General features: G+C 59.6%; 29 protein-coding genes and 8 pseudogenes. 14 read left to right on the top strand and 23 right to left on the bottom strand.

Translation table 11 applies throughout. The features are described from left to right. The 4 genes and pseudogenes from C8024_RS03665 to C8024_RS03650 form a co-directional block, all read left to right on the top strand. A partial coding sequence (locus C8024_RS03665) for a His/Gly/Thr/Pro-type tRNA ligase C-terminal domain-containing protein (protein WP_254305525.1) occupies positions 1-262 on the top strand: 262 nt, incomplete at its 5' end. Then, a pseudogene (prfA, locus tag C8024_RS03660) lies at positions 259-1,334 on the top strand (peptide chain release factor 1). The gene C8024_RS03665 and the pseudogene prfA, both read left to right, overlap by 4 nt. Beyond that, the gene (gene prmC / locus C8024_RS03655; protein WP_173202982.1) at positions 1,327-2,163 is read left to right on the top strand and encodes a peptide chain release factor N(5)-glutamine methyltransferase; all 837 of its coding nucleotides are present in this window, start codon (positions 1,327-1,329) and stop codon (positions 2,161-2,163) included. Before prfA ends, prmC begins: the two are co-directional and overlap by 8 nt. A 237-nt stretch (positions 2,164-2,400) precedes the next feature. Next, the gene (locus C8024_RS03650) at positions 2,401-3,036 is read left to right on the top strand and encodes a DUF4167 domain-containing protein (protein WP_254305527.1); all 636 of its coding nucleotides are present in this window, start codon (positions 2,401-2,403) and stop codon (positions 3,034-3,036) included. A gap of 113 nt (positions 3,037-3,149) precedes the next feature. On the opposite strand, the gene C8024_RS03645 is transcribed toward C8024_RS03650, so the two are convergent. Then, the gene (locus C8024_RS03645) at positions 3,150-3,884 is read right to left on the bottom strand and encodes a folate-binding protein YgfZ (protein WP_173202979.1); all 735 of its coding nucleotides are present in this window, start codon (positions 3,882-3,884) and stop codon (positions 3,150-3,152) included. Positions 3,885-3,937: 53 nt separating this feature from the next. Between C8024_RS03645 and pyrC the strand changes: the two genes are divergently transcribed. Further along, on the top strand, positions 3,938-4,978 hold the full coding sequence (gene pyrC, locus C8024_RS03640; RefSeq protein WP_173202978.1) for a dihydroorotase: 1,041 nt from the start codon (positions 3,938-3,940) through the stop codon (positions 4,976-4,978). 13 nt (positions 4,979-4,991) lie between these two features. Here the strand turns inward: pyrC and C8024_RS03635 are convergent, their stop codons facing one another. The 3 genes from C8024_RS03635 to C8024_RS03625 form a co-directional block, all read right to left on the bottom strand. Next, complete coding sequence (locus tag C8024_RS03635) at positions 4,992-5,450, bottom strand: EamA family transporter (protein ID WP_367947137.1); 459 nt, start codon at positions 5,448-5,450, stop codon at positions 4,992-4,994. A 50-nt stretch (positions 5,451-5,500) separates the two neighbouring features. Further along, entirely contained in the window at positions 5,501-5,911 is a 411-nt protein-coding gene (locus C8024_RS03630) for an EamA family transporter (RefSeq protein WP_173202976.1), read from the bottom strand. A gap of 74 nt (positions 5,912-5,985) precedes the next feature. Continuing rightward, on the bottom strand, positions 5,986-6,207 hold the full coding sequence (locus tag C8024_RS03625; RefSeq protein ID WP_173202975.1) for a hypothetical protein: 222 nt from the start codon (positions 6,205-6,207) through the stop codon (positions 5,986-5,988). 84 nt (positions 6,208-6,291) lie between these two features. On the opposite strand from C8024_RS03625, the gene C8024_RS03620 reads away from it, so the two are divergent. The 4 genes from C8024_RS03620 (at position 6,292) to C8024_RS03610 (ending at position 8,138) form a co-directional block, all read left to right on the top strand. Beyond that, positions 6,292-6,846: a GNAT family N-acetyltransferase gene (locus tag C8024_RS03620; protein ID WP_173202974.1), complete on the top strand. Its 555-nt coding sequence runs from the start codon at positions 6,292-6,294 to the stop codon at positions 6,844-6,846. Between the two features lie 11 nt (positions 6,847-6,857). After that, on the top strand, positions 6,858-7,082 hold the full coding sequence (locus tag C8024_RS22860) for a hypothetical protein (protein ID WP_367947136.1): 225 nt from the start codon (positions 6,858-6,860) through the stop codon (positions 7,080-7,082). Continuing rightward, positions 7,079-7,294 carry a hypothetical protein gene (locus tag C8024_RS22855; RefSeq protein ID WP_367947135.1) on the top strand — a complete coding sequence of 72 codons (216 nt, stop codon included), beginning with the start codon at positions 7,079-7,081 and terminating at the stop codon, positions 7,292-7,294. Before C8024_RS22860 ends, C8024_RS22855 begins: the two co-directional genes overlap by 4 nt. A 112-nt stretch (positions 7,295-7,406) precedes the next feature. Beyond that, positions 7,407-8,138 (top strand): hypothetical protein, encoded by a 732-nt coding sequence (locus C8024_RS03610; protein ID WP_173202973.1) that lies wholly within the window; start codon positions 7,407-7,409, stop codon positions 8,136-8,138. 86 nt (positions 8,139-8,224) lie between these two features. On the opposite strand, the gene C8024_RS03605 is transcribed toward C8024_RS03610, so the two are convergent. The 9 genes and pseudogenes from C8024_RS03605 to secB form a co-directional block, all read right to left on the bottom strand. Continuing rightward, a complete protein-coding gene (locus C8024_RS03605) occupies positions 8,225-8,989 on the bottom strand; it encodes an SDR family oxidoreductase (RefSeq protein WP_254305524.1) in 765 nt (254 codons plus the stop codon). 38 nt (positions 8,990-9,027) lie between these two features. Then, positions 9,028-9,552 (bottom strand): cytochrome P450, encoded by a 525-nt coding sequence (locus C8024_RS20850; RefSeq protein WP_254305523.1) that lies wholly within the window; start codon positions 9,550-9,552, stop codon positions 9,028-9,030. Then, a complete protein-coding gene (locus C8024_RS20845; RefSeq protein ID WP_254305522.1) occupies positions 9,531-10,274 on the bottom strand; it encodes a cytochrome P450 in 744 nt (247 codons plus the stop codon). Before C8024_RS20845 ends, C8024_RS20850 begins: the two co-directional genes overlap by 22 nt. An 18-nt stretch (positions 10,275-10,292) precedes the next feature. After that, positions 10,293-10,634: a putative quinol monooxygenase gene (locus tag C8024_RS03595; protein ID WP_173202971.1), complete on the bottom strand. Its 342-nt coding sequence runs from the start codon at positions 10,632-10,634 to the stop codon at positions 10,293-10,295. A gap of 12 nt (positions 10,635-10,646) precedes the next feature. Then, positions 10,647-11,057, bottom strand: coding sequence for a nuclear transport factor 2 family protein (locus tag C8024_RS03590; protein ID WP_173202970.1), 411 nt, complete (start codon positions 11,055-11,057; stop codon positions 10,647-10,649). Positions 11,058-11,141: 84 nt separating this feature from the next. Next, entirely contained in the window at positions 11,142-12,425 is a 1,284-nt protein-coding gene (gene murA / locus C8024_RS03585; protein WP_173202969.1) for a UDP-N-acetylglucosamine 1-carboxyvinyltransferase, read from the bottom strand. 76 nt (positions 12,426-12,501) lie between these two features. Further along, positions 12,502-13,496, bottom strand: a pseudogene (gene trpS, locus C8024_RS03580) (tryptophan--tRNA ligase). A 139-nt stretch (positions 13,497-13,635) separates the two neighbouring features. Beyond that, positions 13,636-15,089, bottom strand: a pseudogene (murJ, locus tag C8024_RS03575) (murein biosynthesis integral membrane protein MurJ); the annotation flags it as partial. A 23-nt stretch (positions 15,090-15,112) separates the two neighbouring features. After that, a complete protein-coding gene (gene secB / locus C8024_RS03570) occupies positions 15,113-15,622 on the bottom strand; it encodes a protein-export chaperone SecB (protein ID WP_240616943.1) in 510 nt (169 codons plus the stop codon). Positions 15,623-15,933: 311 nt separating this feature from the next. Here secB and C8024_RS03565 point away from each other — a divergent pair, with 311 nt between their 5' ends. From C8024_RS03565 to C8024_RS03555, 3 genes and pseudogenes are all read left to right on the top strand, one after another. Continuing rightward, positions 15,934-16,605 carry a Tim44/TimA family putative adaptor protein gene (locus C8024_RS03565; protein WP_173202968.1) on the top strand — a complete coding sequence of 224 codons (672 nt, stop codon included), beginning with the start codon at positions 15,934-15,936 and terminating at the stop codon, positions 16,603-16,605. A gap of 25 nt (positions 16,606-16,630) precedes the next feature. Beyond that, positions 16,631-16,924, top strand: a complete 294-nt coding sequence (locus C8024_RS03560; protein WP_173202967.1) for a hypothetical protein — start codon at positions 16,631-16,633, stop codon at positions 16,922-16,924. Then, positions 16,873-17,943: pseudogene (locus C8024_RS03555) on the top strand (murein transglycosylase A); the annotation flags it as partial. The gene C8024_RS03560 and the pseudogene C8024_RS03555, both read left to right, overlap by 52 nt. Here C8024_RS03555 and C8024_RS22850 read toward each other — a convergent pair. Further along, positions 17,940-18,206 carry a hypothetical protein gene (locus C8024_RS22850; protein WP_367947134.1) on the bottom strand — a complete coding sequence of 89 codons (267 nt, stop codon included), beginning with the start codon at positions 18,204-18,206 and terminating at the stop codon, positions 17,940-17,942. The pseudogene C8024_RS03555 and the gene C8024_RS22850 overlap by 4 nt on opposite strands. Here C8024_RS22850 and C8024_RS22845 point away from each other — a divergent pair. Continuing rightward, complete coding sequence (locus C8024_RS22845) at positions 18,180-18,506, top strand: Smr/MutS family protein (RefSeq protein ID WP_367947133.1); 327 nt, start codon at positions 18,180-18,182, stop codon at positions 18,504-18,506. The genes C8024_RS22850 and C8024_RS22845 overlap by 27 nt on opposite strands. 13 nt (positions 18,507-18,519) lie before the next feature. On the opposite strand, the pseudogene dapE reads toward C8024_RS22845, so the two are convergent. The 9 genes and pseudogenes from dapE to C8024_RS03505 form a co-directional block, all read right to left on the bottom strand. Beyond that, positions 18,520-19,646 (bottom strand): annotated as a pseudogene (gene dapE / locus C8024_RS03545) (succinyl-diaminopimelate desuccinylase). 10 nt (positions 19,647-19,656) lie between these two features. Next, positions 19,657-20,328, bottom strand: a complete 672-nt coding sequence (locus tag C8024_RS03540; protein ID WP_173202966.1) for a glutathione S-transferase family protein — start codon at positions 20,326-20,328, stop codon at positions 19,657-19,659. Positions 20,329-20,401: 73 nt separating this feature from the next. Next, a pseudogene (gene yihA / locus C8024_RS03535) lies at positions 20,402-21,023 on the bottom strand (ribosome biogenesis GTP-binding protein YihA/YsxC). A gap of 35 nt (positions 21,024-21,058) precedes the next feature. After that, positions 21,059-22,917, bottom strand: a pseudogene (gene yidC / locus C8024_RS03530) (membrane protein insertase YidC). Between the two features lie 53 nt (positions 22,918-22,970). Beyond that, positions 22,971-23,122 (bottom strand): annotated as a pseudogene (yidD, locus tag C8024_RS20840) (membrane protein insertion efficiency factor YidD). Next, on the bottom strand, positions 23,064-23,525 hold the full coding sequence (gene rnpA / locus C8024_RS03520; RefSeq protein WP_367947132.1) for a ribonuclease P protein component: 462 nt from the start codon (positions 23,523-23,525) through the stop codon (positions 23,064-23,066). Before rnpA ends, yidD begins: the two are co-directional and overlap by 59 nt. A gap of 114 nt (positions 23,526-23,639) precedes the next feature. Then, positions 23,640-23,774 carry a 50S ribosomal protein L34 gene (gene rpmH / locus C8024_RS03515; protein WP_082788408.1) on the bottom strand — a complete coding sequence of 45 codons (135 nt, stop codon included), beginning with the start codon at positions 23,772-23,774 and terminating at the stop codon, positions 23,640-23,642. A gap of 107 nt (positions 23,775-23,881) precedes the next feature. Continuing rightward, positions 23,882-24,217 (bottom strand): PGPGW domain-containing protein, encoded by a 336-nt coding sequence (locus C8024_RS03510; RefSeq protein ID WP_240616873.1) that lies wholly within the window; start codon positions 24,215-24,217, stop codon positions 23,882-23,884. Positions 24,218-24,341: 124 nt separating this feature from the next. Next, on the bottom strand, positions 24,342-25,073 hold the full coding sequence (locus C8024_RS03505; protein ID WP_173202965.1) for a hypothetical protein: 732 nt from the start codon (positions 25,071-25,073) through the stop codon (positions 24,342-24,344). Positions 25,074-25,250: 177 nt separating this feature from the next. On the opposite strand from C8024_RS03505, the gene C8024_RS03500 reads away from it, so the two are divergent. After that, positions 25,251-26,070, top strand: an 820-nt coding sequence (locus tag C8024_RS03500; protein ID WP_173202964.1) for a YifB family Mg chelatase-like AAA ATPase, incomplete at its 3' end; no start/stop codon positions are given.

The raw sequence follows: 26,070 nt of genomic DNA, 5'->3' as shown, positions 1-26,070 counted from the left end.
TTTCATTCCGCTGGGCGATGGCTGCGAAGCGGCGGCGACGAAGCTGATGGCCGAATTGCGCCGGGCCGGCGTCAGTTGCGAAATGGCCTATAAGGGCAATATGAAAAAGCGGATGCAGAAGGCCAATGCGGCGGGGGCGGCCCATGCGGTGATTATCGGCGAGAATGAACTGGCCAACGGCGTCGCTGCGGTCAAGAATCTGGCCACCGGTGATCAGCGCGAGATCGTGCTCGGCGGTCTGGTCGAGGCGCTGACTGCATGACCACCATCACCCCCCAGAGACTGGCCCAGATCGAGGCGCGCTTTGCCGAACTGCAGGCGATGATGGCCTCGGGCGATCTCGACAGCGACAAATTCGTCTCCGTTTCCAAGGAATATGCCGAGATCGAACCGGTCGCCGAAGCGGCGGCCAAGGTCAAAAGCCTGCGGGACGAGCAGGATGGACTGGCCGAGATGCTGGCCGGCGATGACGCCGAGATGAAGGCGATGGCGGCTGACGAGGTCGACGGCGTGAAGAAGGCGCTGGAGAAAGCCGAACATGCTTTGGCGCTGCAATTGCTGCCCAAGGACAGCGCTGATGACCGGCCTGCGATGCTCGAAATCCGCGCCGGTACTGGTGGTGACGAGGCCGCGCTTTTCGCCGGCGACCTTTTCCGCATGTACACGCGCTATGCCGAGGATCAGGCTGGAAGGTCGAGATGATTTCCGCCAATGCTTCGGAAGTCGGCGGCTTCAAGGAAGTCGTCGCCAATATCCAGGGCAAGGGCGTGTTCGCCAAGCTGAAGTTTGAATCCGGCGTCCACCGGGTCCAGCGGGTGCCGGAAACCGAAAGTGGCGGGCGTATTCACACGTCTGCGGCGACGGTTGCGATTCTGCCGGAACCCGAAGAAGTCGATATCAAGATCCGCACCGAGGATCTGCGCATCGACACCTATCGGGCAAGCGGCGCCGGTGGCCAGCATGTGAACAAGACCGACAGCGCGATCCGGATCACCCACTTGCCGACAGGTCTCGTGGTGCAATGCCAGGACGGCAAGTCGCAGCACAAGAACAAGGCGCAGGCGATGAAGGTGCTGGCAGCGCGGCTTTACGAGCAGGAACGCGATGCGGTGCAGAGCGAGGAAGCCGAAGCGCGCAAGTCGATGGTCGGTTCCGGCGACCGCAGCGAGCGCATCCGCACCTATAATTATCCGCAGGGCCGGGTCACCGACCACCGGATCAACCTGACGCTGCACAAATTGCCGGAAATTGTAGAGGGCGGTGCGCTTGGCGAACTGGTTGATGCACTGATCGCGGAGGATGAAGCCAGCCGGCTCGCCAATCTGGATGGGTGATGCCGCCGGCGCCTTGCGCGAAGCGACGCAGAGGCTGTCCACCATTTCCGACAGCCCGCGGCTCGACGCGGAATTGCTGCTGGCCCATGCGTTGCAGATCGCCCGGTCCGAACTGCTGCTGAACCTCCCGCAGCTGGAGGCGCCAGCGCAATTCGCAAGCCTGGTGGAACGCCGCCAGCGGTCCGAGCCGATCGCGCATATCATTGGCAGCAAGGAATTCTGGGGCCTCGATTTTCAGGTCACCTCCGACGTGCTGATCCCGCGGCCCGACAGCGAATTGCTGATCGAGGAAGCGGTGCGCCTTTTCGCGCCCACACCTCCGCCACGGATCGTCGATCTGGGCACGGGTAGCGGTGCGCTGCTGCTCGCCGCCCTGCACGAATTTCCGCAAGCCCGGGGTCTGGGTATGGACGCCAGCGCTGCCGCCCTGCAGATTGCGCACAATAATGCCGATGCATTGGGACTGGCTGACCGTGCCCGCTTCGTGCTGCTGGACTGGGCGGGTGCAGATTGGACAAATTCGCTTGGCTCCGGCTTCGATCTGGTCCTCGCCAACCCGCCCTATGTCGCAACTGGCGCGCGATTGTCTGCGGATGTCGCCGGTTTCGAACCGCACCAGGCCCTGTTCGCCGGGAAAGACGGGCTGGATGATTACCGGATCATCATCCCCGCGCTGGAAAAACTGCTCTCCCCAGCCGGAATCGCCTTGCTGGAGATCGGCTTTGATCAGGCGAAACCGGTTTCCAGACTGGCTGCAGATAGTGGCTATCATGTTGAGTTAAAACAGGATTTGGGCGGAAACGACCGGTTGCTGGTGCTCCGCCGCTAAAAAGGGCTTGGTTTTGACCGAGCGACTCGCTAAGACTTGCGAAGGCCCAGAGGATTTCTGGCTTTTTCCCTAAATCTCTGGCCTGCCCCCAACTCGATAATGTTGCTGGTTTTCGGCGTGCATTTGTCTTGTATGGGCCGCTGTGGACGGGTTGTCCGCAGCGCAATCGCCACCGCAGTGTGGCTATGACTTGAGAAAGACCAAGTTTATTATCGGTATAAGGATACCTAAAATTTGATGAACAATCGTCAGCCTGGCCGCCGTGGGCGCAGCCGGAACACCAATAACCGCCCGCAGGGCAACCGCGGTGGTGGATCGGATCGCGATAACCGGATCGACAACCGCGCGCGCGGCAACGCAGCGCAAATGCTCGATAAATACAAGAAAATGGCGCAGGACGCTCAGGTCAATGGCGACCGCGTCCAGGCCGAATATTATCATCAATTTGCCGACCATTATTTCCGGGTCAACGCCGACACGATTGCCCGCCGCGAAGAACAGCGGCTTGCCCGTGAAGAACCGCGCGGAGACAATCGTTCGGATAACCGTACGGACAACCGCAGCGACAATCGCGGCAATGGCCAGGATGATTCCGGCGACAATGATGGCAATGGACAGCGCAGCCGTCCGCAGCAGGCGCAGCAAAATCGTCCGAAACGCGATGATCGCAACGATCAGGACGAGACCGCCGCGAACGACGCGCCTGAAGAGAAAAACCGGTTCGCAGCCGGCGCCCCCGCAAAGTCGAAGCCGCACCGGCTCGCAGCGAAACATCGGAAAAAATGGCGAGAGCAACGGCCTGGACGCCAGCGCTCTGCCACCGGCAATTTCGCAGTCGACCGAAGTCGAAGTCGAAAAGAAGCCGGCTCGTAAAAACGGGTGATGAAACCCAAGGCAACCGAAGAAAGCGACGCTGCTTAAGCGACGCCAGGTTTAACGAAGACAATGGCGGGCAGCGGCGGAAGCCGATGTCCGCCTATTCGTTGCTAAAGCGCTCTCGCCAGCCAGTCCGGCAGATCGAGCGCTGTCAAATCGTCAACACGACGATGTTCCACCGACAGGTCATAATCAGGATAGGCGATGCGCTGGCGCTTTTCATCGGCCTGCGCAATCGGAACGACGACCAGCCGCCGGTTGACCTTTTGCCGGTAATTCATCCGCGCGGTATTTTCCTGTCCGACGTAACATCCCTTGGTGAAGCTGACGCCATTGAGTTCGGCGGCATTGCATTCGAGCCAAAGCGTCTTGTCGCTGCCCAGTTCCGCAGCGCCCTCGGTCACGCCGAGTGACAGACGGTGTTTGCGATAGGCTTCATCGGCGGCTTCCCCAGCGTCCGTATCGGCCAGCCAGCGGTGGCCCAATCCAGCCAATCGCGGATCGACTGGCCGGTCTCCGGCATCCAGGGCCCAGTGCACCGCAAGGCTATCGTCCCGGGCGATGTCGATCTTGCGGCGCAGCCGATAGAGCTTCAGCCTTTTGACCAGCGCGCCGGCCTGATCCCCTTCGCAGTCGATCAGGATATCATTGCCGTCGGCCCACAGGAAGAAATCGAGCAGGACTTTGCCCTGTGCGGTCAGCAGTGCCGACCATTGCGGTGCACCCTCTGCCACAGCGGTCATATCCTGCGTCACCAGCCCTTGCAGAAACGCGCGGATATCTTCCGATCCATCGGTTGCCGAGAGACGGATGATGGAACGGTCATTAAGTCTGGTTTCGGTCATGCCATTTAGGTAGGGTGTGCGAAGCGAAAAACCAAGCCTTTGCACGGAGCTATATGACCGACACGATCACCTTACGCCGCCCTGACGACTGGCACGTCCACCTCCGTGACGGCGCGATGCTCGAAGCGGTTGCATCTTTTACCGCGAAGCAATTCGGCCGGGCGATCGTCATGCCCAATCTTTCGCCACCGGTGACCAGCGCCGCCAGCGCCGCCGCCTATCGCGACCGGATCATCGCAGCCTTGCCCGCAGGATCCGATTTCACACCGCTGATGACCTGCTATCTGACCGATGATGCCGATGCAGACGACATCGCTGCGGGGCACGCCGCCGGTATCTTTACCGCCGCGAAACTCTATCCTGCCAATGCCACCACCAACAGCGCCCACGGCGTTACCGATGTGGCGCATATCATGCCGGTGCTCGAGCGGATGCAGGCGATCGGCATGCCGCTGCTCGTCCATGGCGAAGTGACCGATGGCGATATCGACATATTTGATCGCGAAGCGGTGTTTATCGAACGGGTGATGAAGGGGCTGATCGCGGCCCTGCCCGATCTGAAAATCGTATTCGAACATATCACCACCGAACAGGCGGTCCATTTCGTCGACAGCTGCGGCCCGAATGTCGCGGCGACAATCACGCCGCACCATCTGCATATCAATCGCAACGCCATGTTCACCGGCGGCATGCGTCCGCACGCTTATTGCCTGCCGGTGGCAAAGCGCGAAATGCACCGGCTGGCCCTGCGCAAGGCGGCGACTTCCGGCTCTCCGAAATATTTCCTCGGCACCGACAGCGCGCCGCATGAAATCCATGCCAAGGAATCGGCCTGCGGTTGCGCAGGCATTTTCAACGCGCCTTATGCGCTGGAAAGCTATGCGGTCGTGTTTGACGAAGAGGGTGCGCTCGACCGGCTGGAAGGTTTTGCGTCGCTACACGGCCCGCAATTCTATGGCCTGCCGGTCAACGAAACCATGGTCAGTCTGGAGCGGAGCGGGACAGCCGTGCCGGATGCAATCGAATCGGCCGGCTCGAAACTCGTTCCCTTCCATGCCGGCGCGCAACTGAACTGGCGCTTCCTGTCATCCTGAACCATCGGAAATATCAGGCAGATTGCGGTTTCCGTTCGGCTTTTCCGGTCAGATAGGAATCGGTCGAAAAGATCGCGAGACTGGTCCAGATCAGCATGAAACAAATGATGTGCGACGGTGTCAGCGGCTCCCTGTAGATCAGGACGCCGACCAGAAACTGGATCGTCGGCGCGAGATAATTCAGCAGGCCGATGGCGCCGAGGGTCATTTTCTTGACCGCCGAAGCAAACAGCAGCAACGGGATAGCGGTGACGATGGAACCGCCGATCAGCAACAGGTCGATGGTGCGATCATCGCCGAGATGCAGGCCGGAAGCCGAGGAGGGTGTGGACATGGTCAGCCAGATCAGCAGCAGGGTGAACGGCAGGAACAACATGCCGGTTTCCGCGGTCAGCCCGACGATCGGACCGATGTCGGCGATCTTGCGCACCAGTCCGTAGCTGCTCCAGCTGATAGCGAGGGCGAGACTGATCCAGAGCGTATCGAGAGCCTGCAGCGCCAGAACCGAAACCCCGGCGGTGGCTATTGCGATCGCGATCCACTTTTCCGGGAGAGCTTTTCGCCCAGAAACAGCCTGCCCATCAATACGCTGAGCAGCGGGCTGATAAAATAGCCGAGACTGGCCGCGAGAATATGATCCTCGTGCACGGCCCAGACATAGATGAGCCAGTTGGCAGCAATCAGCGAGGCGCTCGCCAGCATGGCCAGACGCAGTCTGCGATCCGCCAGTGCGGATGCCAGACCGACAAGATTTTTGCGAAAATAGAGGATGACGAGCAACAGCGGCACCGACCAGACGATACGATGGGCAACCACTTCCAGCGCGCCGACATTTTGCAGCAGCTTGAAATAGACCGGCATCAGGCCCCAGAAGATGCAAGCGGTCAGCGCCTGAACAAGGCCGATTCGGCTGGAGGAGAGCGCGCTGGACATGTTCCAGCGCTTAAGCCCCGGGTTGCTGCCGAGCAATCAAGAAATGCTACTGGCCGGGAAACCCGGCCGGAGGATCAGATGATGCCGCCGCCGATCCACAGCCGGAAGGCGCAGATGCCCATGACGATCATGCAGAAATACATGCCGCTGGTGCGCGACGAGATCAGGCCGAACAGCGCGCCGACCCCGGCAATCGGGAGAATCAGCCAGTTGGTCCAGCCGAGCAGCGGAACCAACCCTATGAAGGACAGGATGAGGGCAATGATGCCGATGAGAATGGAGATTATATTGAACATAACTGTATTATAGGAATAGATCACTTGTATTTCAAGCGATTGTGATATGAACGGGCCAAATGCGCCGGGGAGGGAACAGGTTTGATGACGGATATAGCTTCTTTGCAGATTGAAACGGAACGGCTGATTTTGCGTCCGCCCAATGCCGATGATTTCGACGCCTGGGCCAGGTTCCAGTCGGATGCCGACACGATGACCTATATCGGCGGCGTCAAGAGCCGCGCCGAAAGCTGGCGCGACCTGTGCGCCATGGTCGGGGCCTGGCATGTCCGCGGCTATGCGATGTTTTCCCTGATCCTCAAGGATAGTGGCGCATGGATAGGCCGGATCGGTCCGTGGTATCCGGACGGCTGGCCGGCGCGCGAGGTGGGCTGGGCTGTTGCGCCCGAATATGCGGGCCAGGGCTATGCGCTGGAAGCCGCGGTCGCGAGCATGAACTATGCCGTCGATACGCTGGGCTGGGATGACATTTGCCATACTATCGATCCCGACAATCTCGCCTCGATCAAATTGGCCCAGCGGCTTGGTTCGACCAACAGGGGGCCGACGCAACTGCCCGAACCCTATATCGTCGCAAGGGTTGACGACTGGGGGCAATCCCGCGAACAATGGCAGGAGAACAGAAAGAAATTCCAGTAGGAGAGCAGGCCATGGCCGAAGACCGCTATCTCGACCCCACGCGGGAAAGTTTCGACGCATTCAAGGCGCTGCCGCGCGACGTGCCGATCAACATGCTCAATCTCCTGCGTTTTCACGAACATGCGCAATATCCGGAGGATCATCCCAATGCCGGCAAGGGTGGAGCGGCGCGCGCGCCTATGAGGAATATGGCAAGACCAGCGGTCCGATTTTCCAGCGGGTCGGCGGAACGGTGATCTGGCGCGGGCAGATGGAATGCATGGTAATCGGCCCCGACGACAAGCGGTGGGATTCCTCCTTCATCGCGCGCTATCCCAATAGCGGTGCGTTTATGGAAATGGTCACCGATCCGGAGTATAAGAAAGCAGTCGTCAATCGCCAGGCTGCCGTTCTGACCTCCCGGCTGATCCGCTTCGGGGAGATGGACGGGCCGGATACGTTCGGTTGAATTCCCGATTCAGGACAAAATGTTAACAAAATGTCACCGGATTAACCAGTTTCCCTAACGAAATATTAACGCTTTTTATGCATGTGTTTCCCTAAATTCAGGAGCAAATTGCATGTCTAATCTTTCCCGAACCTTATGGCTGTCGGCAGCGGCTTTCGCGCTGCCCCTGACGCTTGCAGCATGCGGCAGCAACGAAGCCAGCGAAGAAGAACTGGCAAAGCTGGACGACAATCTGACCTCCGATCCGGCGATGAATGACGCGCTGGAAGATGCGATATTGGTGGATCCGGAACTTACCGATCAGGCGAACCGCAACGCCATTCGCGGGGCCAATGGCGCGGCGGACGGATCGGTGCCTCCCGGCACGGGGGAAGACGGCAGTGCCGCGGCCAAAGCCGCCCTAGGTGGCAAAATCCAGAGCGCACCAAAGCCGCGCCAGATGACCTCCGACGACGAGACCCTGACGCTCGGTGACAAAGCCGAATTGCAGGAAGCGCGTCAGAGCAAGCCGGTCTGCAAGGAAAAACTGACTTACGATATGGCCTGGGCCAACCGCATGCCGCCCGAATTTGCGGTCTATCCGAAAGCAAATGTGCAGGAAGCGGCCGGAAAATGCGATCTTCGGGTGGTCAGCTTTACCACCGCAACGCCGATCAAGAATATTGTCGACTTCTATTATACCAAGGCCAAGCAGGGCGGATATGACGCGGAATATCTGTTGCGCGGCAGCGAGCACGTGCTCGGTGGATCGAAGCCGAACCAGGACAGCGCCTATGTGATCACCCTCAACAAGCGCTCGGGCGGCGGCACGGTTGTCGACATCGTTGCGAGCAACGGCCGCTAGTTCGTAAAATAGCAACGCCGGGTTGCGCCATGCACATCGCCGGCTGACAAAGGTGGCCCGCGCCGGCCACCTTTTTTTCGTCCGCCTTATTCGCGGTAGCTGCCGCCACCGTCGACGGTGATGTCATTGGCCGTGGTGAAGCTGCTCAGGTCGCTGGCCAGCCATAGCATCGCATTGGCGACCTCGACCGCCTGACCGACCCGGTTGATCGGATGGTTGCGGTTGAACAATTCGACCGCTTCGTCATGCGGTCCGGGATAGGCGGCCAGATAACGCTGGTACATCGGCGTGTCGATCGCGCCGGGGTGGACGGTATTCACCCGCACCGGATATTTCTCCGCGGCACAGTGGAGCGCGAGCGACTTGCTCAGCGATGTCACTGCGGCCTTGCTGGCGCAATAGGCTGCGAACTGCGCGCCGGGGCGCATGGCGAGCATCGAACCGATATTGACGATCGCGCCGTCTTCGCCGCTTTCGAGGATCGCAGGCAGTCCGACACGGCAGCCGTAGAAAGTGCCCTGCATGTTGATATCGATGGTGCGGTTCCAGCTTTCGAGATCGACCTCGTCGACTGATCCGGGTTCCGAAATACCTGCGACATTGAACAGCGTCGTCATCTTGCCGAAGCGCTTCTTCGTAGCATCGACAGCGGCTTGCCACTGGTCGAGTTCGCGGACATCCAGTTCCACCGCATCGGCGCGGTCGCCCAGAGAGGCCGCGAGTTTCTTCGCCTTGTCGATCTGGATATCGGCCAGCATCACCGAGCCGCCTTCTTCGACTACCCGCCGTCCGGCGGTCCCGCCAATGCCTTCTGCGCCGCCCGATATCAGCGCGACTTTTCCGTCCATCATGCCCATTATATCTTCCCGTTTCCTGGCCTGTTCCTGGTCTATTTCTTGTCGAACTCGATCGGCAGATTGGCCAGTCCCCGCAGCATCATATTGGGCGGATAGTGCAGTTCCGCGCCCTCCTTGAGCCGGATATTGTCCATCCGCTGGGCGAACTGCTGAAAGGATACGGTCATTTCCTTGCGCGACAGCATATTGCCGACGCACATATGGATGCCCTTGCCGAACGCCATATGGGTGCGCGCATTCTTGCGGTCGACCCGGAATTCGTTCGGATTTTCAAATTGCTTGGGATCGCGGTTAGCAGCGTGATAACGCATCATCACCATCGCGCCCTTGGGCAGCATCACGCCGCCCAGCTCGGCATCGCGGTGCATCACCCGCCAGATACCCGAGGAGCCGCTCGACATGCGCAGCACCTCCTCGACCGCATTGGGGATCAGCGACGGATCGTCCTGGATTTTCTTATACTGGTCCGGATTGGTGGCGAAAAGCCGCATGCCCTCGGCCAGCGCCGCCGTCGTGGTTTCATTGCCAGCGACCATCAATTGCTGGACGATCGACAAAGATTCTGCGTCATCAAGCGGACGTTCGCCATCGACCCGGGCGTGACCAGATCGGAGAGGATATCGTTCTTCGCTTCCTTGCGCCGCTCGTCCATATTGGCTTTCAGCGCGTGCTGATATTCGACAACTTCGCGCTCGGTCTCCAGCTGCCGTTCGCGGGTCATCATGCCGGACAGGCGATCGACGAACGCATTGGTCCAGCGCTTGATCGTATGGGCATCGGCCACGTCGAGACCGAGCTGCACGGCAATTGTGCGAACCGGCATCGGCACGGCATATTCTTCGACAAATTCGCATTCGCCCTTGTCGATGAAATTGTCGATCAGTTCGTTCGACATCACCCGCATGCTGTCTTCCAGCTTGTTCACCTTCGGCATCGAGAAAGCGAGATTGACCAGTTTGCGGAACCGCGTGTGCACCGGCTGGTCGGCGGTCAGCAGGGTATTGACCTGGGGCCAGCCCTGGGACTGGATCGCCTGCAGCTCCTCGTCATTTTCCAGCTCTTCCTCGGTTTTTCCGCCAGAAAGCAGTGCATTGAAATTGTTGGAAAAATCGTCCAGCCGGCCGACGGCTTCGGAAATCAGGTCATAATCCAGCACGACATAGGTGCCGCTGGCTTCGTCGAAAAATACCGGGCTTTCCGCGCGCTTCTCTTCGTAAAAGTCGAACGGATCGACCAGAATGTCCGGTTGAAAAAGGGATTTGGATACAGCTTCGTTCATCACAGGTTCCTGCTTATACTAGTCAAAAGACGGGGTGGGTTTGCCGTCCGCATTATAAACCGGCCCTTCGGCATCCACCCGATATTTGGCGCTGACGGCGTTGATCAGGCCGAAGCTGCCGATATGGGCGAGCATATTGGCATAATGGACATTCTGGAAATGCCGGGCGAGGGCTTCCTCGTCGGTCCATTCCTCGAACACTTCGATGCGCGAGGGGTTATGCATGTCGGCGGCCCAACTGTAGCAGAGGCAGCCTTCCTGGCTCAGCGCGCCGTCGATGAAAGGCTGGGCCTTCTTCAGACATTCTTCGCGGGTTGCCGGTTCCACGTCGATATGCGCAGCGATCAATATTTTCGCCATTGCGATACTCCCTTAAAGCTTGTTTCCGCCAAATTGCGCGACGACGACAAAGATGCGTTTGCTGTAGAGCCACTGGCCATCGACCTTGACAAATTCATCGTCATAGCGGCCGCCGGCTACCCGGGGTTCGCCCTTTTCCACCAATATCTCGTGCGTTTGATAGCGACCGGATGCCGTGTCACCCGTCACTTCCAGACTGGCGGGTATGCCCAGAAAGCTGACGGCGTCGAACTGGGCCATGGCACCGTTCCAGAGATTGACGATATTCTCGCGGCCGACCACTTCGGTGCCCATCAGCGACCAGACAGCATCTTCCGTCCACAAGGCGCCCCAGTCATCCGGGTCTTTGCGCAGCACGGCATCGCAATAGGCATCGTGCAGTTCGCGGATTGCCAAACGGTCTTCTATCGGCCCTGAAAACATGGACTCGTCCTCTCCTGATTATAGGGAGACTACACGGCAAAAGCGCCGCAAAGACAAGCTGCCATAAGTGCTAGCGAGAGGGGGTCAATCGCCGCCGATCCGCTCGATATCCGCTCCGACCGCCGCCAGTTTTTCTTCCAGCCGTTCATAGCCGCGGTCAAGATGGTAGATGCGTTGCAGGCGGGTTTCGCCCTCTGCTGCCAGTCCGGCAATCGCCAGGCTCATCGAGGCCCGCAGGTCGGTTGCCATGACCGGCGCGCCGGTCAGTTTCTGCACGCCTCTTACCACGGCAGTGCGACCCTTGGTCTCGATATCCGCGCCCATCCGGTTGAGTTCCGGGACGTGCATATAGCGGTTTTCGAAAATCGTTTCGGTCAGCACGCTGGCGCCATCGGCGAGGCAGAGCATCGCCATCAGCTGCGCCTGCATATCGGTAGCAAGGCCGGGATAGGGAGCGGTGGACAGAGTCAGCGGTTTGAGCTTGCCGTCGGAAGCCACTCTTATGCCTTTGGCGTGGACGTCGATATTCAGACCGGCGAGCCGCAGCGCATCCAGTGTCGCTTCCATCTCGTCGGCCTTGGCGGCCAGCAGATCGACCTCGCCACCGGCGATGCCGACTGCGCAGGCATAGCTGCCCGCTTCGATCCGGTCCGACATGACCCGATAGGTGCAGCCGTGCAGCCGATCGACGCCGGTTATCGTGAGTGTTGAAGAGCCGATGCCCTCGATTTCCGCACCCATGGCGACGAGCATATTGCACAGGTCGACAATTTCGGGTTCGCGCGCTGCGTTCTTGAGGACACTGGTGCCATTCGCCAGCACTGCTGCCATCAAGGCATTTTCCGTCGCGCCGACCGAGACGACCGGAAAGGTGAAATCGCCGCCGGGCAAGCCGCCGTCGGGAACGCGCGCAATCACATAGCCGCTGGTGGTCTCGATGGTCGCGCCGAGCGCCTCGATCGCTTTCAGATGAAGGTCGATCGGCCGGTTGCCGATCGCGCAGCCGCCGGGCAGCGATACCCGGCATTCGCCGGCCCGCGCCAGCAAGGGCCCCAGAACCAATATGGAGGCGCGCATCTTGCGGACGATATCATAAGGCGCTTCGGTCGAGGTGATCCGGCCCGCTTTCAGCGTCATCACCCGCCCGAAATCTTCCGGCCTCGCGCCTTCGATCGTGGTCGAAACACCCAGCTGGTTGAGCAGATGTCCGAAACTGTCGACGTCGGCCAGCCGCGGCAAATTGCGCAGGGTGACCGGTTCGTCGGTCAGCAGCGCGCAAGGCAGCAAGGTCAGGGCGCTATTCTTGGCTCCCGAAATGGGGATCGTACCGGAGAGGCGGTTTCCGCCGCGTATTGAGATAATATCCATGGTCTAGCATTTACCGGAAATGGTGATGCAGGCAAGTCTATTGCGCGGAAGATGGTTAGCGTATTTGGCTGACCGGCTAGTTTCGCAACAACCCCAGGGCTGCATAGGCGGCTTCTACTGTCGGCCGTGCCATTGTGGAGGCTTTTTCCGAACCATTGCGTAAAATCGTGTCGATCGCAGTCTCGTCCTTGCGCAATTCCTCGAACCGCTGGCGAATGGGTGACAATTTGCTCACCGCCAGATCGGCCAGCGCCGGTTTGAAGTCGCCAAAGCCTTTGCCCGCATATTCGGCAAGCACAGCCTCTTGCGAGAGGTCGGCCAGCGCAGCATAGATGCCGACCAGATTCCTGGCTTCCGCCCGCTCTGCCAGATCGTCCATATTGTCGGGCAACGGTTCCGGATCGGTCTTTGCCTTCTTGAATTTCCGTGCAATTGTCTCGTCATCGTCGGTCATGTTGATCCGGCTGAGATCGGACGGGTCCGACTTGCTCATTTTTGCTTTGCCGTCGCGCAGGCTCATGATCCTCGCCGCCGTCTTGCCAATAAACGGCTCGGGCAGGGTGAAGGTTTCGGTTCCGGTATCGCTGTTGAACTTCGTCGCAATGTCGCGGGCCAGTTCGAGATGCTGTTTCTGGTCGTCGCCGACCGGAACATGAGTGGTCTGATAGAGCAGGACATCGGCCGCCTGCAGCACCGGATAGCCCAGCAGGCCCAGCGAGGAGCGCTGTTTGTGCTTGCCGGATTTTTCCTTGAACTGCGTCATCCGGTCCAGCCAGCCCATCGGCGTGTTGCAAATCAGCATCCACGCCAGTTCAGGATGGGCCGGCACGCGCGCTGGTTGAACAGGATCGATTTGTCGGGATCCACCCCGGCGGCAACCAGCGCTGCGACCATTTCGCGGCAGTTGGTGGCCAGTTCAGCGGGGTCGTTGTGGACGGTGATGGCGTGCAGATCGGCGAGGAAGAACAGGCATTCGCTCTCGTCCTGCATCTTCACCCAGTTCTTGATCGCGCCCAGATAGTTGCCGAGATGGAGATTCCCCGTTGGCTGGATGCCCGATACTGTCCGCATTGTCTTAACTTCCTTCGCTTGCGGCATCTTCCGCCGCCTTCTTCTTGGTCAACATGGTGATCTTGTCGCGATCGATCGCGCCGGTCAGCCATGCCAGCGCCGCATAAACCAGTCCACCGACGCTGACCAGAGCGGTGATAGATCCGACCCGCTGCCAGATCGTGCCGTCATAGAGTCCGTCGCCGATCGGCGCAGCATAGACCAGCACGACCGCCATGCCGGCAGCGGACAGCGTGATCCGGCCGATCCGGAGCAACAATGTCCATTCCAGATGAAAATGCCCGCGGCGGTGGAGCATCGTGTAGAGCATCACGCAATTGCACCAGGCCGCAATCGCGCCGGCAACGGCCAATCCCGTGATCCCGTAGAGCGGGATCAGCAACAGGTTGAGCGTGATGTTGATGACCAGCGAAATGGCGGCGGTATAGACCGGCGTTTTCGTATCCTTGCGCGCGAAAAAGCCCGGGATCAGCACTTTCACCAGCACATAGGCGGGCAATCCGACGACCAGCGCGGCGACAACCGCAGCGGTGGTCTGGCCATCGGCAGCGGTAAAATTGCCGCCGACGTAGAAGGATGTGACCAGTGGTCCGGCAGCAAAAACAGGGCTATGGCTGCCGGAATGGTGAGCAGCAGACCCAGTTCGATGGCGTTGCTTTGCAGACGCTGGGCGCCGCCCAGATCGTCCTTGGCGATGAAGCGCGACAGCGCCGGGAGGATGGCGGTGCCAAGAGCAATGCCAATAATTCCGAGCGGCAACTGGTTCAGCCGGTCCGCCATTGCCAGATAGACGAACGATCCTTCCGGCAAGCGCCCGAGGAAGAAGAGATCGATGAAGCGGCTGATCTGGTAGATGCCGGCACCGAATACAGCCGGCAGGATAAGCACGCCCAGCTCTTTCACATCGGCATTGAATTTCGGCATTTTGAGCGGAAAGCGAAAGCCGGTCTTGCGCGCCCAGTAATAGAGCCAGAGCATTTGTACCAGCCCGGCCGTGGCCACGGCAACCGCCAGAAAATAGGCGGTCTGGCGCGGGTCGTTGCCGTCATTGACAAAATGGGCCGCAAGCAGCGCGCTGATCATGCAGATATTGAGCATGATCGGTGCCGCCGCCGCTGCCGCGAACTTGCTCAGCGAATTCAATATCGCCGCAAACAGGGTGGTGATGCTGATCAGGCCGAGATAGGGGAAGGTTATCCGGGCCAGCGAAACCGAAAAACCGTCGGTCCGGCCGCCTCTTCCGAAATCGTCGATCAGCCAGATGATGCCCGGCATGGCGAGCATCATGATCGCCGAAAAGACGAGTAGCAGGGGAACAAATACCGACAGCACGTCAACGGCGAAATTCTGCGCCGCTGTCCGGTCCTCATCCGCTTCCATCTTGCGGTTGAACAGCGGCACAAAAGCGGCCGAGAAAGCGCCTTCGGCAAACAGCCGGCGGAAGATATTGGGCAGCTGGAAAGCCAGTTGCCAGGCGTCGGCTGCAGCACCGGCCCCGAGAACACGGGCCAGCATGATATCGCGGACAAAGCCGAAAATGCGGCTGACAAGCGTCAGTCCGGCAATCGTTCCGGTGGATTTCAGCAGGTTCATCCCTGCTATCCTAGCAAGATTGTCTAGGCGTTACCAACCGGTTGCTCGCCTGCCTGCTGGGCTGCCATCTGCTCGCGCTGTTGCAGATAGAGCGCCGTGAAATCGATCGGCTCGAGCAACAGGGCCTGGAAGCCGGCATCGCGAACGGCGTCGGCAATGATCGACCGGGCGAAGGGAAAGAGAAGCCGCGGGGCTTCGGCAAACAGGAATGGATGGGCCTGCTCCTCGGGAACATTGCGCAGCCCGAAAAGACCGCAATAGAGCAGCTCGATGGCAAAGGCGACGCCTTCGTCCGCTTTCGCGGTCACGTCGATTTTCAGTTCGACTTCATGGACTTCATCGGAAATCTGCGAGGAGCCGATATTGAACTGCACGTCGATCTGAGGCTGTGCATTCCACTGGTAGACGTCCGGCGCATTGGGATTTTCGACCGAAAGATCTTTCACATATTGCGAAATCACGCCGATTTGCGGCTGGGTATCGGCGCCATTGGCAAGGGGATCCGGAGTCGTCACATTCCCGCTCGGTTCCATTTTGCTTTCGTCTTTTTCATTCTCGTCAGCCATCGGGCCTGTCCTTTCGGAATAAACAGTCAAACATGTCCTTTGGCGCATCTTGCCGCGCCATTCGCTGCGCGCCTAGCAGGGGAAAGAACCGAGGGCAATGAAAGAGTAAACCCCCGTTCGGATGCCCTGCACAGGCACCCGTTTGTAAGCACAGGTTCACAAATCGGGCGATAGAAGGAGACGACCAATTGGGGCAAAACGGCTTTTTCATCAATGCTATTTGAAACCGCCCCTGTTTCCGCCTATGTATAGGGTCAAAGAAAAGATTGGATTGTGAAGTGACCATCGAAATCATATTATTGGCAATGGTAGCGGCCTTTCTCGGCCTGCGCCTCTATTCCGTGCTGGGCAAGCGAAGTGGTCATGAGCAGGAACATATGCCACGCAACATCGATCCGCGCGCCAGTGAACGCCGGCCGCTGGAAGATGCCAAGCCGCATACTCCCGATATCGTTCCCGCAAACGCAACGGCCGGGGCGCCGAATATGGTCTATGACAGCAACGCCGAAGCCGGGATGCGCGAAATATTGAGCGCCGACCGCAATTTCGATGTCGGACGGTTCGTGGAGGGTGCGCAAGCAGCCTATGGCATGATCCTGGAAGCCTTCTGGAAGGGCGACAAGGAAGAATTGAAATTGCTCTGTGACGACGATGTCTACGAAAGTTTCGTCGAAGTCATCGACGCCCGTGAAAAACGCGGCGAGATTCTGGAGAACCAGCTGGTTCGAATCGACAATGCGCGGATTTCGGCAGCGGAATATCGCCGGCCTGTCGCACGCATCACCGTCCAATTTGACGCCGATATCGCTGCGGTGGTCAAGGACAAGCAGGGCAATCTGATTGGCGGGTCCCTATCCGATGCCGCCGAAACCCACGATGTCTGGACGTTCAGCCGCGATCTCTCCAGTGCAGACCCCAATTGGCGACTCGACGAAACCGATGAGGCCTGACCCCCGGTCGACGAGCTACAGGATCATGAAAATCGGGACGCTTTTCGGAGCCATGGCGTTGGTCAGCGCCTGTTCGATGACCATCATCCCCCAGGGCGCCGCGCAAAGCCGTTCCGCACAGGCGGATGGCGAATGGGTGGCCGGCGATGTGCCGACCCCGGCGGCCACGCCGCCAGCCTATACGCCGGTCGCCAGAAACGGCGCGCCGGCGACATTCGAGCCGGTTGATCCGGCCCAGCTCGTCAAGATTGGCGATGATTCTACCGCGCTACCGGTTCCGGCATTGCGCTGGGACCGGATATTAGCAGTCTTGCGCTGACCGATGCCAAAGCCGCGTCGGCGCTGCAATCCTATCGGACCAGCTGCCCTTCTCTTGTCCGGCGCGAGGACAATAGCGGCCTGACCAGGGGCGCCGACTGGCAATTGTCATGCACGGCTGCCCAGAACTGGCAGGACCGGGACGCCGCGCGCTTTTTCACCTCCTATTTCGAAACGGTGCAGGTTGGCGATGGCCAGGCTTTCGCCACCGGCTATTTCGAACCGCAGATAGACGGTTCCAGAATCAGCAACGCCCGGTATCAGGTCCCGGTCTATCGCCGCCCCGCAAATCTCGTCGATGTCGATCTTGGCCTGTTTTCCGAAGCGCTGAAAGACAAGCGCGTCCGCGGCAAGGTTGACGGAACCAAATTGGTGCCCTTCGAGGACCGGGCGGCCATTGATGACGGGGCGCTCGCCGGACAGGGTCTCGAGATCGCATGGGCCCGCGACTATATCGATTTCTTCTTTCTGCAGATCCAGGGCAGCGGCCGGCTGTTGCTGCCCGACGGATCGGTCATGCGAATCGGTTACGCCGGACAGAACGGCCACGATTATACCGGTATCGGACGGGTGATGCGCGAACGCGGCCTGCTCGCCGACGGCAAGACCAATATGCAGGGCATTGTCGAATGGCTGCGCGCGCATCCCGAAGAGGGCATGAAGATCATGCGCGAAAACAAGAGCTATGTCTTTTTCCAGGAACTGACCGGCCCGGGTCCGCTGGGCGCGATGGGCCATCCGGTGGTAGCGCGGACATCGGTCGCCGCAGACCGGATGTTCGTGCCACTGGGCGCGCCGGTGTTCCTCGACATGGAACATGATATCGCCGACGGCCTGTGGGTGGCGCAGGATAGCGGTGGCGCGATCAAGGGCCCCAACCGTTTCGATACATTCTGGGGTGCCGGCGAGGAAGCGGCCAGAATCGCGGGCGGCATGTCCTCGCGCGGACAGGCGCTGATCTTCCTGCCGAAGGGAACAGTGTCGCGGCTCGTTGCAGCCCGCCAGAACCCGGGCAACTAGACCATGTCCGACCGGCCCCTTACCGCCGGTGAAAAGGCGCTCTGGCAGAAATTTATCGAGAGCGTCGAACCGCTCGACCAGGGGCGCGTGAAGCGGGCGGAAAGCCTTCCGGTAGCCAGACGGCCGCGCGATATTTCCGGGCCGATAACTGCGGAAAGCTTCGGCGGAAAACCCGCCAAAGCCGTCCCGCTGCGCGAGCAGAAGCCGGTGCCGACCCGCCACGGACTGGATGGCGGGTGGGATCGCCGATTGACGAAGGGCATGGTGCAACCCGATGTCACGGTCGACCTGCACGGTTATACATTATCGTCTGCCCACGGACGGCTGGACAGCGCGCTGGAACTCAGCATTGCCGCTGGCCATCGCGCGATATTGCTGATTACCGGCAAGGCGCGGAACGACGAAGAGCGCCGTCGAGAGGGGGGCGTGGCGCGATCCGGGCGGCAATCGCCGACTGGCTCGCCGCGTCCCGTCACGCTTCGCATATTGCCACGGTGCGCCGGGCCCATCCGCGTCATGGCGGTGCGGGCGCGCTTTATATCATCCTGCGCCGAAGACGCTGACGGAAAGCTCGGTTCAGGCGGTGGCGAGCAAAACGAAATGCTCGTAAATATCCGCCAATGTGGCGAGATCATCGATGGCGACGGCCTCGTCCAGCTTGTGCATGGTGGCGTTACAGAGACCGAACTCGATCACCGGACAGATTTTTGACAGGAAACGCGCATCGGATGTGCCGCCGCTGGTGCTCAGTTCCGGCTGGATCCCGGTGGCGCCGCTTATCGCATCACGCAATAGATCGGAAAAGTCGCCCGGCGGTGTCAGAAACGGCTCGCCGGAAATCACCGGTTTCAGCTCGCCGCCGTGCCGCTCGACAATCTCGCGGATCATCGCACTCAGGCTCTCGCCACTGTGGCGGTCGTTGAACCGGATCGACAGCCGGCCCTCGGCCTTGGCGGGAATGACATTATGGGCGGGATTGCCGACGTGCAGATCGGTAAATTCGATATTGCTCGGCTGAAACCAGTCGGTGCCTTCATCCAGTTGCAGCGAATCTATCTCGCTGAGAATCTTTCCCAGCTTGGTGATCGGATTGTCGGCATTTTGCGGATAGGCCACATGGCCCTGCGTGCCGTTGACGGTCACCCACATATTGACCGATCCGCGGCGGCCGATCTTCATCATGTCGCCGAGCCGGTGGACGGACGTCGGCTCGCCGACGAGACACAGATCAGGCACGATGCCGCGCTCGGCCATATATTCCATCAGCGCGACCGTTCCGTAGCGCGCCGGGCCTTCCTCGTCACCGGTAATGATCAGGCTGATCGTGCCCAGATCGTCGGGCAACTGGTGAAGCGCGCGGACGAAGGCGGCGATGCTGCCTTTCATGTCCACCGCACCCCGGCCGTAAAGGAGATCGCCGCGTATCTCCGGAACAAAGGATCGGTCTGCCAGCCCTGGCCGGGTGGCACGACGTCCAGATGCCCGGCATATGCCACATGCCGGGATCCGGATCTGCCCTTGCGAATGGCGAACAGATTCTCGACCGGACCGTCAGGCGCTTCACCGGCAACAAAGCGGTGCACCTCAAATCCCAGAGGCTTCAGCATTGCCTCCAGTTCATCAAACACGCTGCCGGTGGCGGGCGTGATGCTGGGCTGCGCAATCAGCCGTTTGGCCAGTTCGAGAGCGGTTGGTACGGTCATATGCGTCTGCTCAAGCTTCTGCCGATTTCGGCTGCTCGAGCCGCTCGATAACCCATGGCTCTTCCTCCGCCGCAGCCATCCATTGCGCGGTCCATTCATGGTCCAATATTGTCTGCATGTAACTGGTGGCAAATCCCGGCAGGCGAAATCCGTAAGTCTGGAAGCGCGAAACCACCGGCGCATACATGATATCGGCCGCGCCATAGGTGCCGAACAGAAACGGTCCGCCGCTGCCAAAGCGGGCGCGCGCCTGCGCCCAAAGCTCGATAATCCGGGCGGCGTCCGTCTTGACCTCGTCGCTCAGGTCGAGATTTTCATAAATCTTGCGTGTGTTCATCGGGCATTGCCGGCGCAGCGCCAAGAAGCTGGAATGCATTTCGGCGGCCATCGAGCGGGCCATGCCGCGTGCGGTCTCGTCCTTTGGCCAGAAGCGGTCGCGGTGCGTCTTGTCGGCCAGCCAGTCAATGATCGCCAGACTGTCCCAGACTACCGTCTCGCCATCCCAGAGGATCGGCACCTTGCCACCGGACGGTGCGAAATTCTCGCTTTCGCGGACATGGTCCCAATCGTCGCCGAACAGGGGAACGGTCAGTTCTTCAAAGGACAGGCCCGACTGCTTGCACGCCAGCCAGCCGCGCATCGACCAGCTGGAATAGGCTTTGTTTCCGATTATCAGTTTCATAGTCTGCCCCATAACCAAATATGGAAGTCTGTGTATAGAAAAGCGTTGCCCGGGCGAATAGTTTTGGCTGCTTCTAGCTCTGCACGGCGTCGAGCACCGCAAGCCGAAGTTCGTCGATTCCCTGTTTCTTTTCCGATGAGGTCAGCAACAGATCGGGATGGGCCGCAGGGTGTTTCTTGGCAATATCCGCCACTTGCTGGGCCGTGGCATCCAGCTGTTCCTGCTTCACCTTGTCGACCTTGGTCATCACGATCCGGTAGCTGACCGCTGCCTTGTCGAGCATTTCCATCACTTCCTCGTCGACCGGCTTGATACCGTGCCGCGAGTCGATCAGGACAAAAGTCCGCTTCAGAACAGCCCGGCCACGCAGATAGTCGTTGATCAGGAAGCGCCATTTCTGGACCACTTTCGGCGGCGCTTGGCATAGCCATAGCCCGGCATATCGCAAATGCGGAAGATCAGCGGATCGCCAATGTCGAAAAATTCAGTTCCTGCGTCCGTCCGGGCGTATTGGACGTACGCGCGAGACCGTTGCGATTGGTCAGCGCGTTGATCAGCGACGATTTGCCCACGTTGGAACGGCCGGCAAAAGCAATTTCCGGGACCTTCGGATCGGGCAGAAACTGCAGCTGCGGCGCACTTTTCAGAAAGCTGATCGGGCCGGAGAAGAGCTTGGGGCTGAGAGGAGTGTCCATCTAGACGCCGTTCATCGAAAGGAAGAGGTGCCGGTTCATGCCTTGGCCTTATCAGCTTCGGCTTTCCGCGCTTTTTCTTCTGCTTCCTTGGCCATCATTTCCTTCATCTGCGGGTGACGCGAATAGAGCCACTTCTGTTGCGCGATGGTGAGGATGTTGGACACGGTCCAGTAGAGCTGCAGGCCGGCGGCGAAGGGTGCCATGATGAACACCAATATCCATGGCATGATGCTGAAAATCTGTTTCTGCATCGGATCCATCGGGGCCGGGTTCAGCTTGAACTGCAAGTGCATGGTGATGCCCATGAGGATCGGCAAGATGCCGACGGCCAGAAAGCTTGGCGGATCGAAAGGCAGCAGGCCGAACAGATTGACCGGCGTCAGCGGATCGGGTGCGCTAAGATCCTTGATCCAAAGCGCAAAAGGCTGGTGACGCATCTCGATTGACAGCATCAACACCTTGTACAGTGCGAAGAAGATCGGAATTTGCAGGAAAATCGGCAGGCAGCCAGCCAGCGGATTGACCTTCTCGTCCTTGTACAGCTTCATGATTTCCTGCTGTTGCTGTTGCTTGTCGTCCTTGTGCTTTTCCTGGATTGCCTTCATTTTCGGCTGCACCGCACGCATCTGTGCCATGGAGGCGAACTGCTTCTGGGCGATCGGGAACATGACGCCGCGCACGACGAAGGTCATCAAAATAATTGCGACACCAAAATTTCCGACCAGCTTGAACAGCCAGTTGAGCAGATAGAATAGCGGCTTCTCGAACCAGTAGAACCAGCCCCAGTCGATGGCGCGATCCAGATTCTTGATACCATATTCCGCTTCATATTTTTCCAGCAGCGCGTTTTCCTTGGCGCCGGCAAAAAGCCGGGTCGTGGTCGTCAGCTGTTTGCCGGGGGCGATGATTTGCGCGCTCTTCTTGGCAATTTCCGCCTGGAATATATCGCCGCCGCCGGAACGGAATTTGGCGTCGACATCGTTGATATTTTCCGGGATCAGGGCACCCAGCCAATATTTGTCGGTAAAGCCCAGCCAGCTGACTTCCTTGTCGTAGCTATTGGTTCCGGCAACCGCAGATGTGCCGAACAGGCCGGCAAAAATCCGGGTTCCTCGCCGGCGAGATTCTCGTAGTCCACGTCATAATTGGCCGCGCCTTCATAGACGCCGACCGGACCGGAGTGGATGGTCCAGGTGCTGGCCTCATTGGCCGGGACATTGTTCAGATCGCGTTTCCGGTTGATCAGACCATAAGGCCTGAGCGCAATGGCATTGTCACCGCGATTGACGACGCTCTGTTCGGTGGTGATCAGATAGTCCGGGTCGATCGACAGTTTTATCCGGTAGATTTGTCCGGTCTCGTTGGACCAGCTTAGCGTCACCGGCGTGTCCGGGGTCAGCCGGTTCTGGTCAGCCGACCAGATCGTATTGTCGTCGGGAACCGCGACGCCGTCACCCGCCCAGCCGACGCGGCTGAAATAGGCGTTTTCGGTGCCGGACGGGGAAAAGAGCCGCACAGGCTTGCTGTCCTTGCTCATATCCACGGTATGATCGGTCAGGGTGAGATCATCAATGCGTCCGCCCTTGAGGTTGACCGAACCCTGCAGCCGGGGGGTATCGATGAGGATGCGGGGATTTTCCCGCAAGACGGTGGCCAATGGCCTGATTTTGTCAGGTGCGGTAGCGGTGCCAATATCGGCGCTGCTGTTCACGCTGCCCGTGCCCGGAACGCTGAGGTCGCCGGCGACCTGGTCATTTGCGGGCGCATCCGCCTGCTCCACAACCTCGTTCTTGTTGGCCATGTCCGGGAAAAATTGTTCCATCAGCAAAGGCCAGCCGAACAGGATAATCCCCGTGAGGAGTATCGCCATGATAATATTACGCTTGTCGTCCACTATCTCGTCCCGCTTTCGGCCATTTGTTGTAAAAAGGATCGGTGTTCAGGGTATCAAGGCACCGGGTCAAACCCGAGCCGCCCCAAGGATGGCAGCGCAATAGCCGTTTAGCCCCCAGCCAGCTACCCCTAATTGCACCATGTTTCTCAATCGCCTCGATCGTATAGGCACTGCAAGTGGGCAGAAAACGACATGTCGGAGGCAGGATTCGCGACGGGCCCCATTGCCAGCATCGCACGCAGAAGATGAAAACAGACTTCAACATTTTTGGTCCAGCTTTTTGCCAGATATTTCAGGCCCTTTTCCAGATCCGCCTTCATGGTGGCAAAATCCGCCTCCTGGACGGTCTTGCGGCCGATCATAATATGATCAACGCCGGCGATGCCCTCGTCGGGCAGGCATTGCGCCAGCAGTGCCCGGAAGCGGCGCTTCATCCGGTTGCGCGCCACGGCATTGCCGATTTTCTTGGTCACCGTGATGCCATAGCGAATCCTGTCCGTCTCGATGGAATGATCGGGGCGGCGGCGATGCGCGAGCAGGACAAAGCTGGGAGTGACGAATCGCTTGCCACGATTGGCAGCGAGGAAATCCGCACGTTTGCGAATCACTTCGATAGGCTGGTTTGAATCAGCGGGCGCCGAATCGGCTGAAGGATTTTGCAAATCCCGATGATCCGGCGCTGGGCGTGCTTCGACAGGCGCAGCACGGGCGGTCATTCGCTTTTAGGCAGAAAGCTTCTTGCGGCCACGGCTACGGCGGGCAGCCAGCACTTTACGGCCACCAACGGTGGCTTTGCGGGCGCGGAAACCATGGCGCCGTTTGCGGACCAGACGGCTTGGTTGAAATGTACGCTTCATCGCGATTATCCTACGTCAAAATTTCGATAAAAAAGGCCGCCATAAGCTGCGGCCGATACGTTGTCGCTGCGATTAGGCAGGCAGGCGCGGAAAGTCAAGCGTTTGCGCTAGACTTTCTTGTCCCGATTGCCGGTCTTCACCTTGCCGAAAATCGGCAGTTCAAAATCGTCGGGCAGCGTCTTGTGGTGCCGCCGTCGCATCGCCCAGTCGGTCCATTTGCCATAATTGGGGAAACGGCGCTTGAAATCGACATAGCGCTTCTTTGCCCAGCGCGAGTTTTGCAGGACCAGGGCCAGGCCGATGGGAAAGACGATGATGAAGCCCGGTCCGGGAATGGCACCGATAATCGGTGAGACAATGATCAGCATGAAGCCGATGACCGCGAGCACGAATCGCGATCCCGAAGTATATTTCCAGCGCTTGTCGGTCATTTTGTCGGTCATCTCGTTCCACTTGGTGCTTTGCAGGCAGAGTCGCAAGTCTGCTCTGTCAACTAAAGCGCGTGGAAGAGATTATTGTTCCCGGCCCATGCATGAAACATGAACGGAGGGGCAGCGAAACCGGCAACTAGTGGACCATCTGGAAGCGGGCCATATCATTTCGCGACAGGCGCAGCTGCTCGGAAAAAGGTACGCTGTTGGTCAGCGCGTAAAATTCCTGGGCGGTTCCCCTGGGGACACCCATTTCGGCATAATAGTCGAGATATTCGGAATGGACCGGATCATTGGCCGGATAGTCATTGGCTTCGCGGCCATCCTCGTCCATCCAGCTGTGCACGACAAATTCGGCATTGCGATGGGCCGTCCGGCGGACACCGGCGAGAAAAAGTTCGACTGCTCCGGATCGCACCGAGCCGCCGGCCGGTACATGGGTGCTGATACCCGCGTTCCGGATCATCCGCGCAAGCCGGAGATTGGCTTCTTCATCGACGGATCCGTCGCAATCGAGCATCTCGATCCGCTTGATCCCCGGGAAATGTTTCATCATCTGCCGGAACAATGCGGGTGTGTAGCTGTCGACCGTTCCCGTCATTTCCACCGTATCGGCAGCGACCACGCGAAACGGGCCATAATTGCCATAGGCCGCGCTGGCCGGTTCCGCCTGTGCTTCCGGCTCCAGCAGATCATATTCGAAGACCTCGACCGTCTCGGTGACGATATAGCTGCTGGCGCTGAGCGCGGGCTGGACCGGGAAGAGGAGCAGCGCGAGCAGAAGGAACGCGCTGACCAGAAAGCCGCCGTTTGAGCCGGCAGGGTCATTTTGGTTCGGGATCGTGTCTATATGATAATTCTTGCTCATGCCGTTTCTCTGGGGCCTGGCGCTTGCCACAAAGTATCGGGGCCTAGTTACCCAATATTAACCATTGGTCCCTTCTCACGCGCGGCACTTTTGACCGTTGCGGACATGGCGCGGTTGCGGCTCGACTCGATCCCGCGTCATTGCCACTATTCCCGGCATGAAGTTTGGGCGGTTATAATGGTGGCGCTGGTTCAGACGGTGGCCTATCTCGGACTGGAGGCGCGGGGCGTGGAGGTGCAATGTCAGGTTGCGCCCGGACTGCCCGCCTTCAACGTGGTCGGCCTTCCGGACAAAGCGGTCGCCGAGAGCCGCGAACGGGTGCGCGCCGCGATTGCGGCAATGGGCCTCTCGCTGCCCCCCAAAAGAATCACCGTCAATCTGTCGCCCGCCGATCTGCCGAAGGCCGGTTCCCATTATGACCTGCCGATCGCGCTGGCACTGCTCGGGGCAATGGGGATCATCGATGCCGAGACGCTGGCAAGCTATATAGTGGTCGGAGAATTGTCGCTTGACGGCCGGCTCGCTGTCACGCCCGGCGTGCTGCTGGCGGCGCTTCACGCCTCGGGCCGGGACCTGGGTCTTGTCTGCCCGGCCCTGCAGGGTCCGGAAGCGGCCTGGGCGGGTGATGTCGAGGTGCTGGCGCCCGAAGACCTGCTGGCGTTGCTCAACCATTTCAAGGGCCAGTCGATATTGACGCCACCAATAACCGGCGATGCGCCCGAACCGGACTATGGCCCGGACCTGAAAGAGGTGAAGGGTCAGGAAACGGCCAAGCGCGCGCTGGAGATTGCGGCTGCCGGCGGCCATAACCTGTTGATGAGCGGCCCGCCCGGCTCGGGCAAGTCGCTGCTCGCGTCCTGTCTCCCCGGTATCTTGCCGCCGCTGTCCCCTTCGGAAGCGCTGGAAGTGTCGATGGTGGCTTCGGTCGCCGGGACGCTGGAGGGCGGCCAGATGTCGCGCCAGCGCCCTTTTCGCGCGCCGCACCACAGCGCCTCGA

This window comes from Sphingopyxis sp. BSNA05 (assembly GCF_013265645.1).
Lineage (GTDB): Bacteria > Pseudomonadota > Alphaproteobacteria > Sphingomonadales > Sphingomonadaceae > Parasphingorhabdus.
Note: the sequence above shows the minus strand (reverse complement) of the source record. Positions and strands in the feature narration are given on the sequence as shown.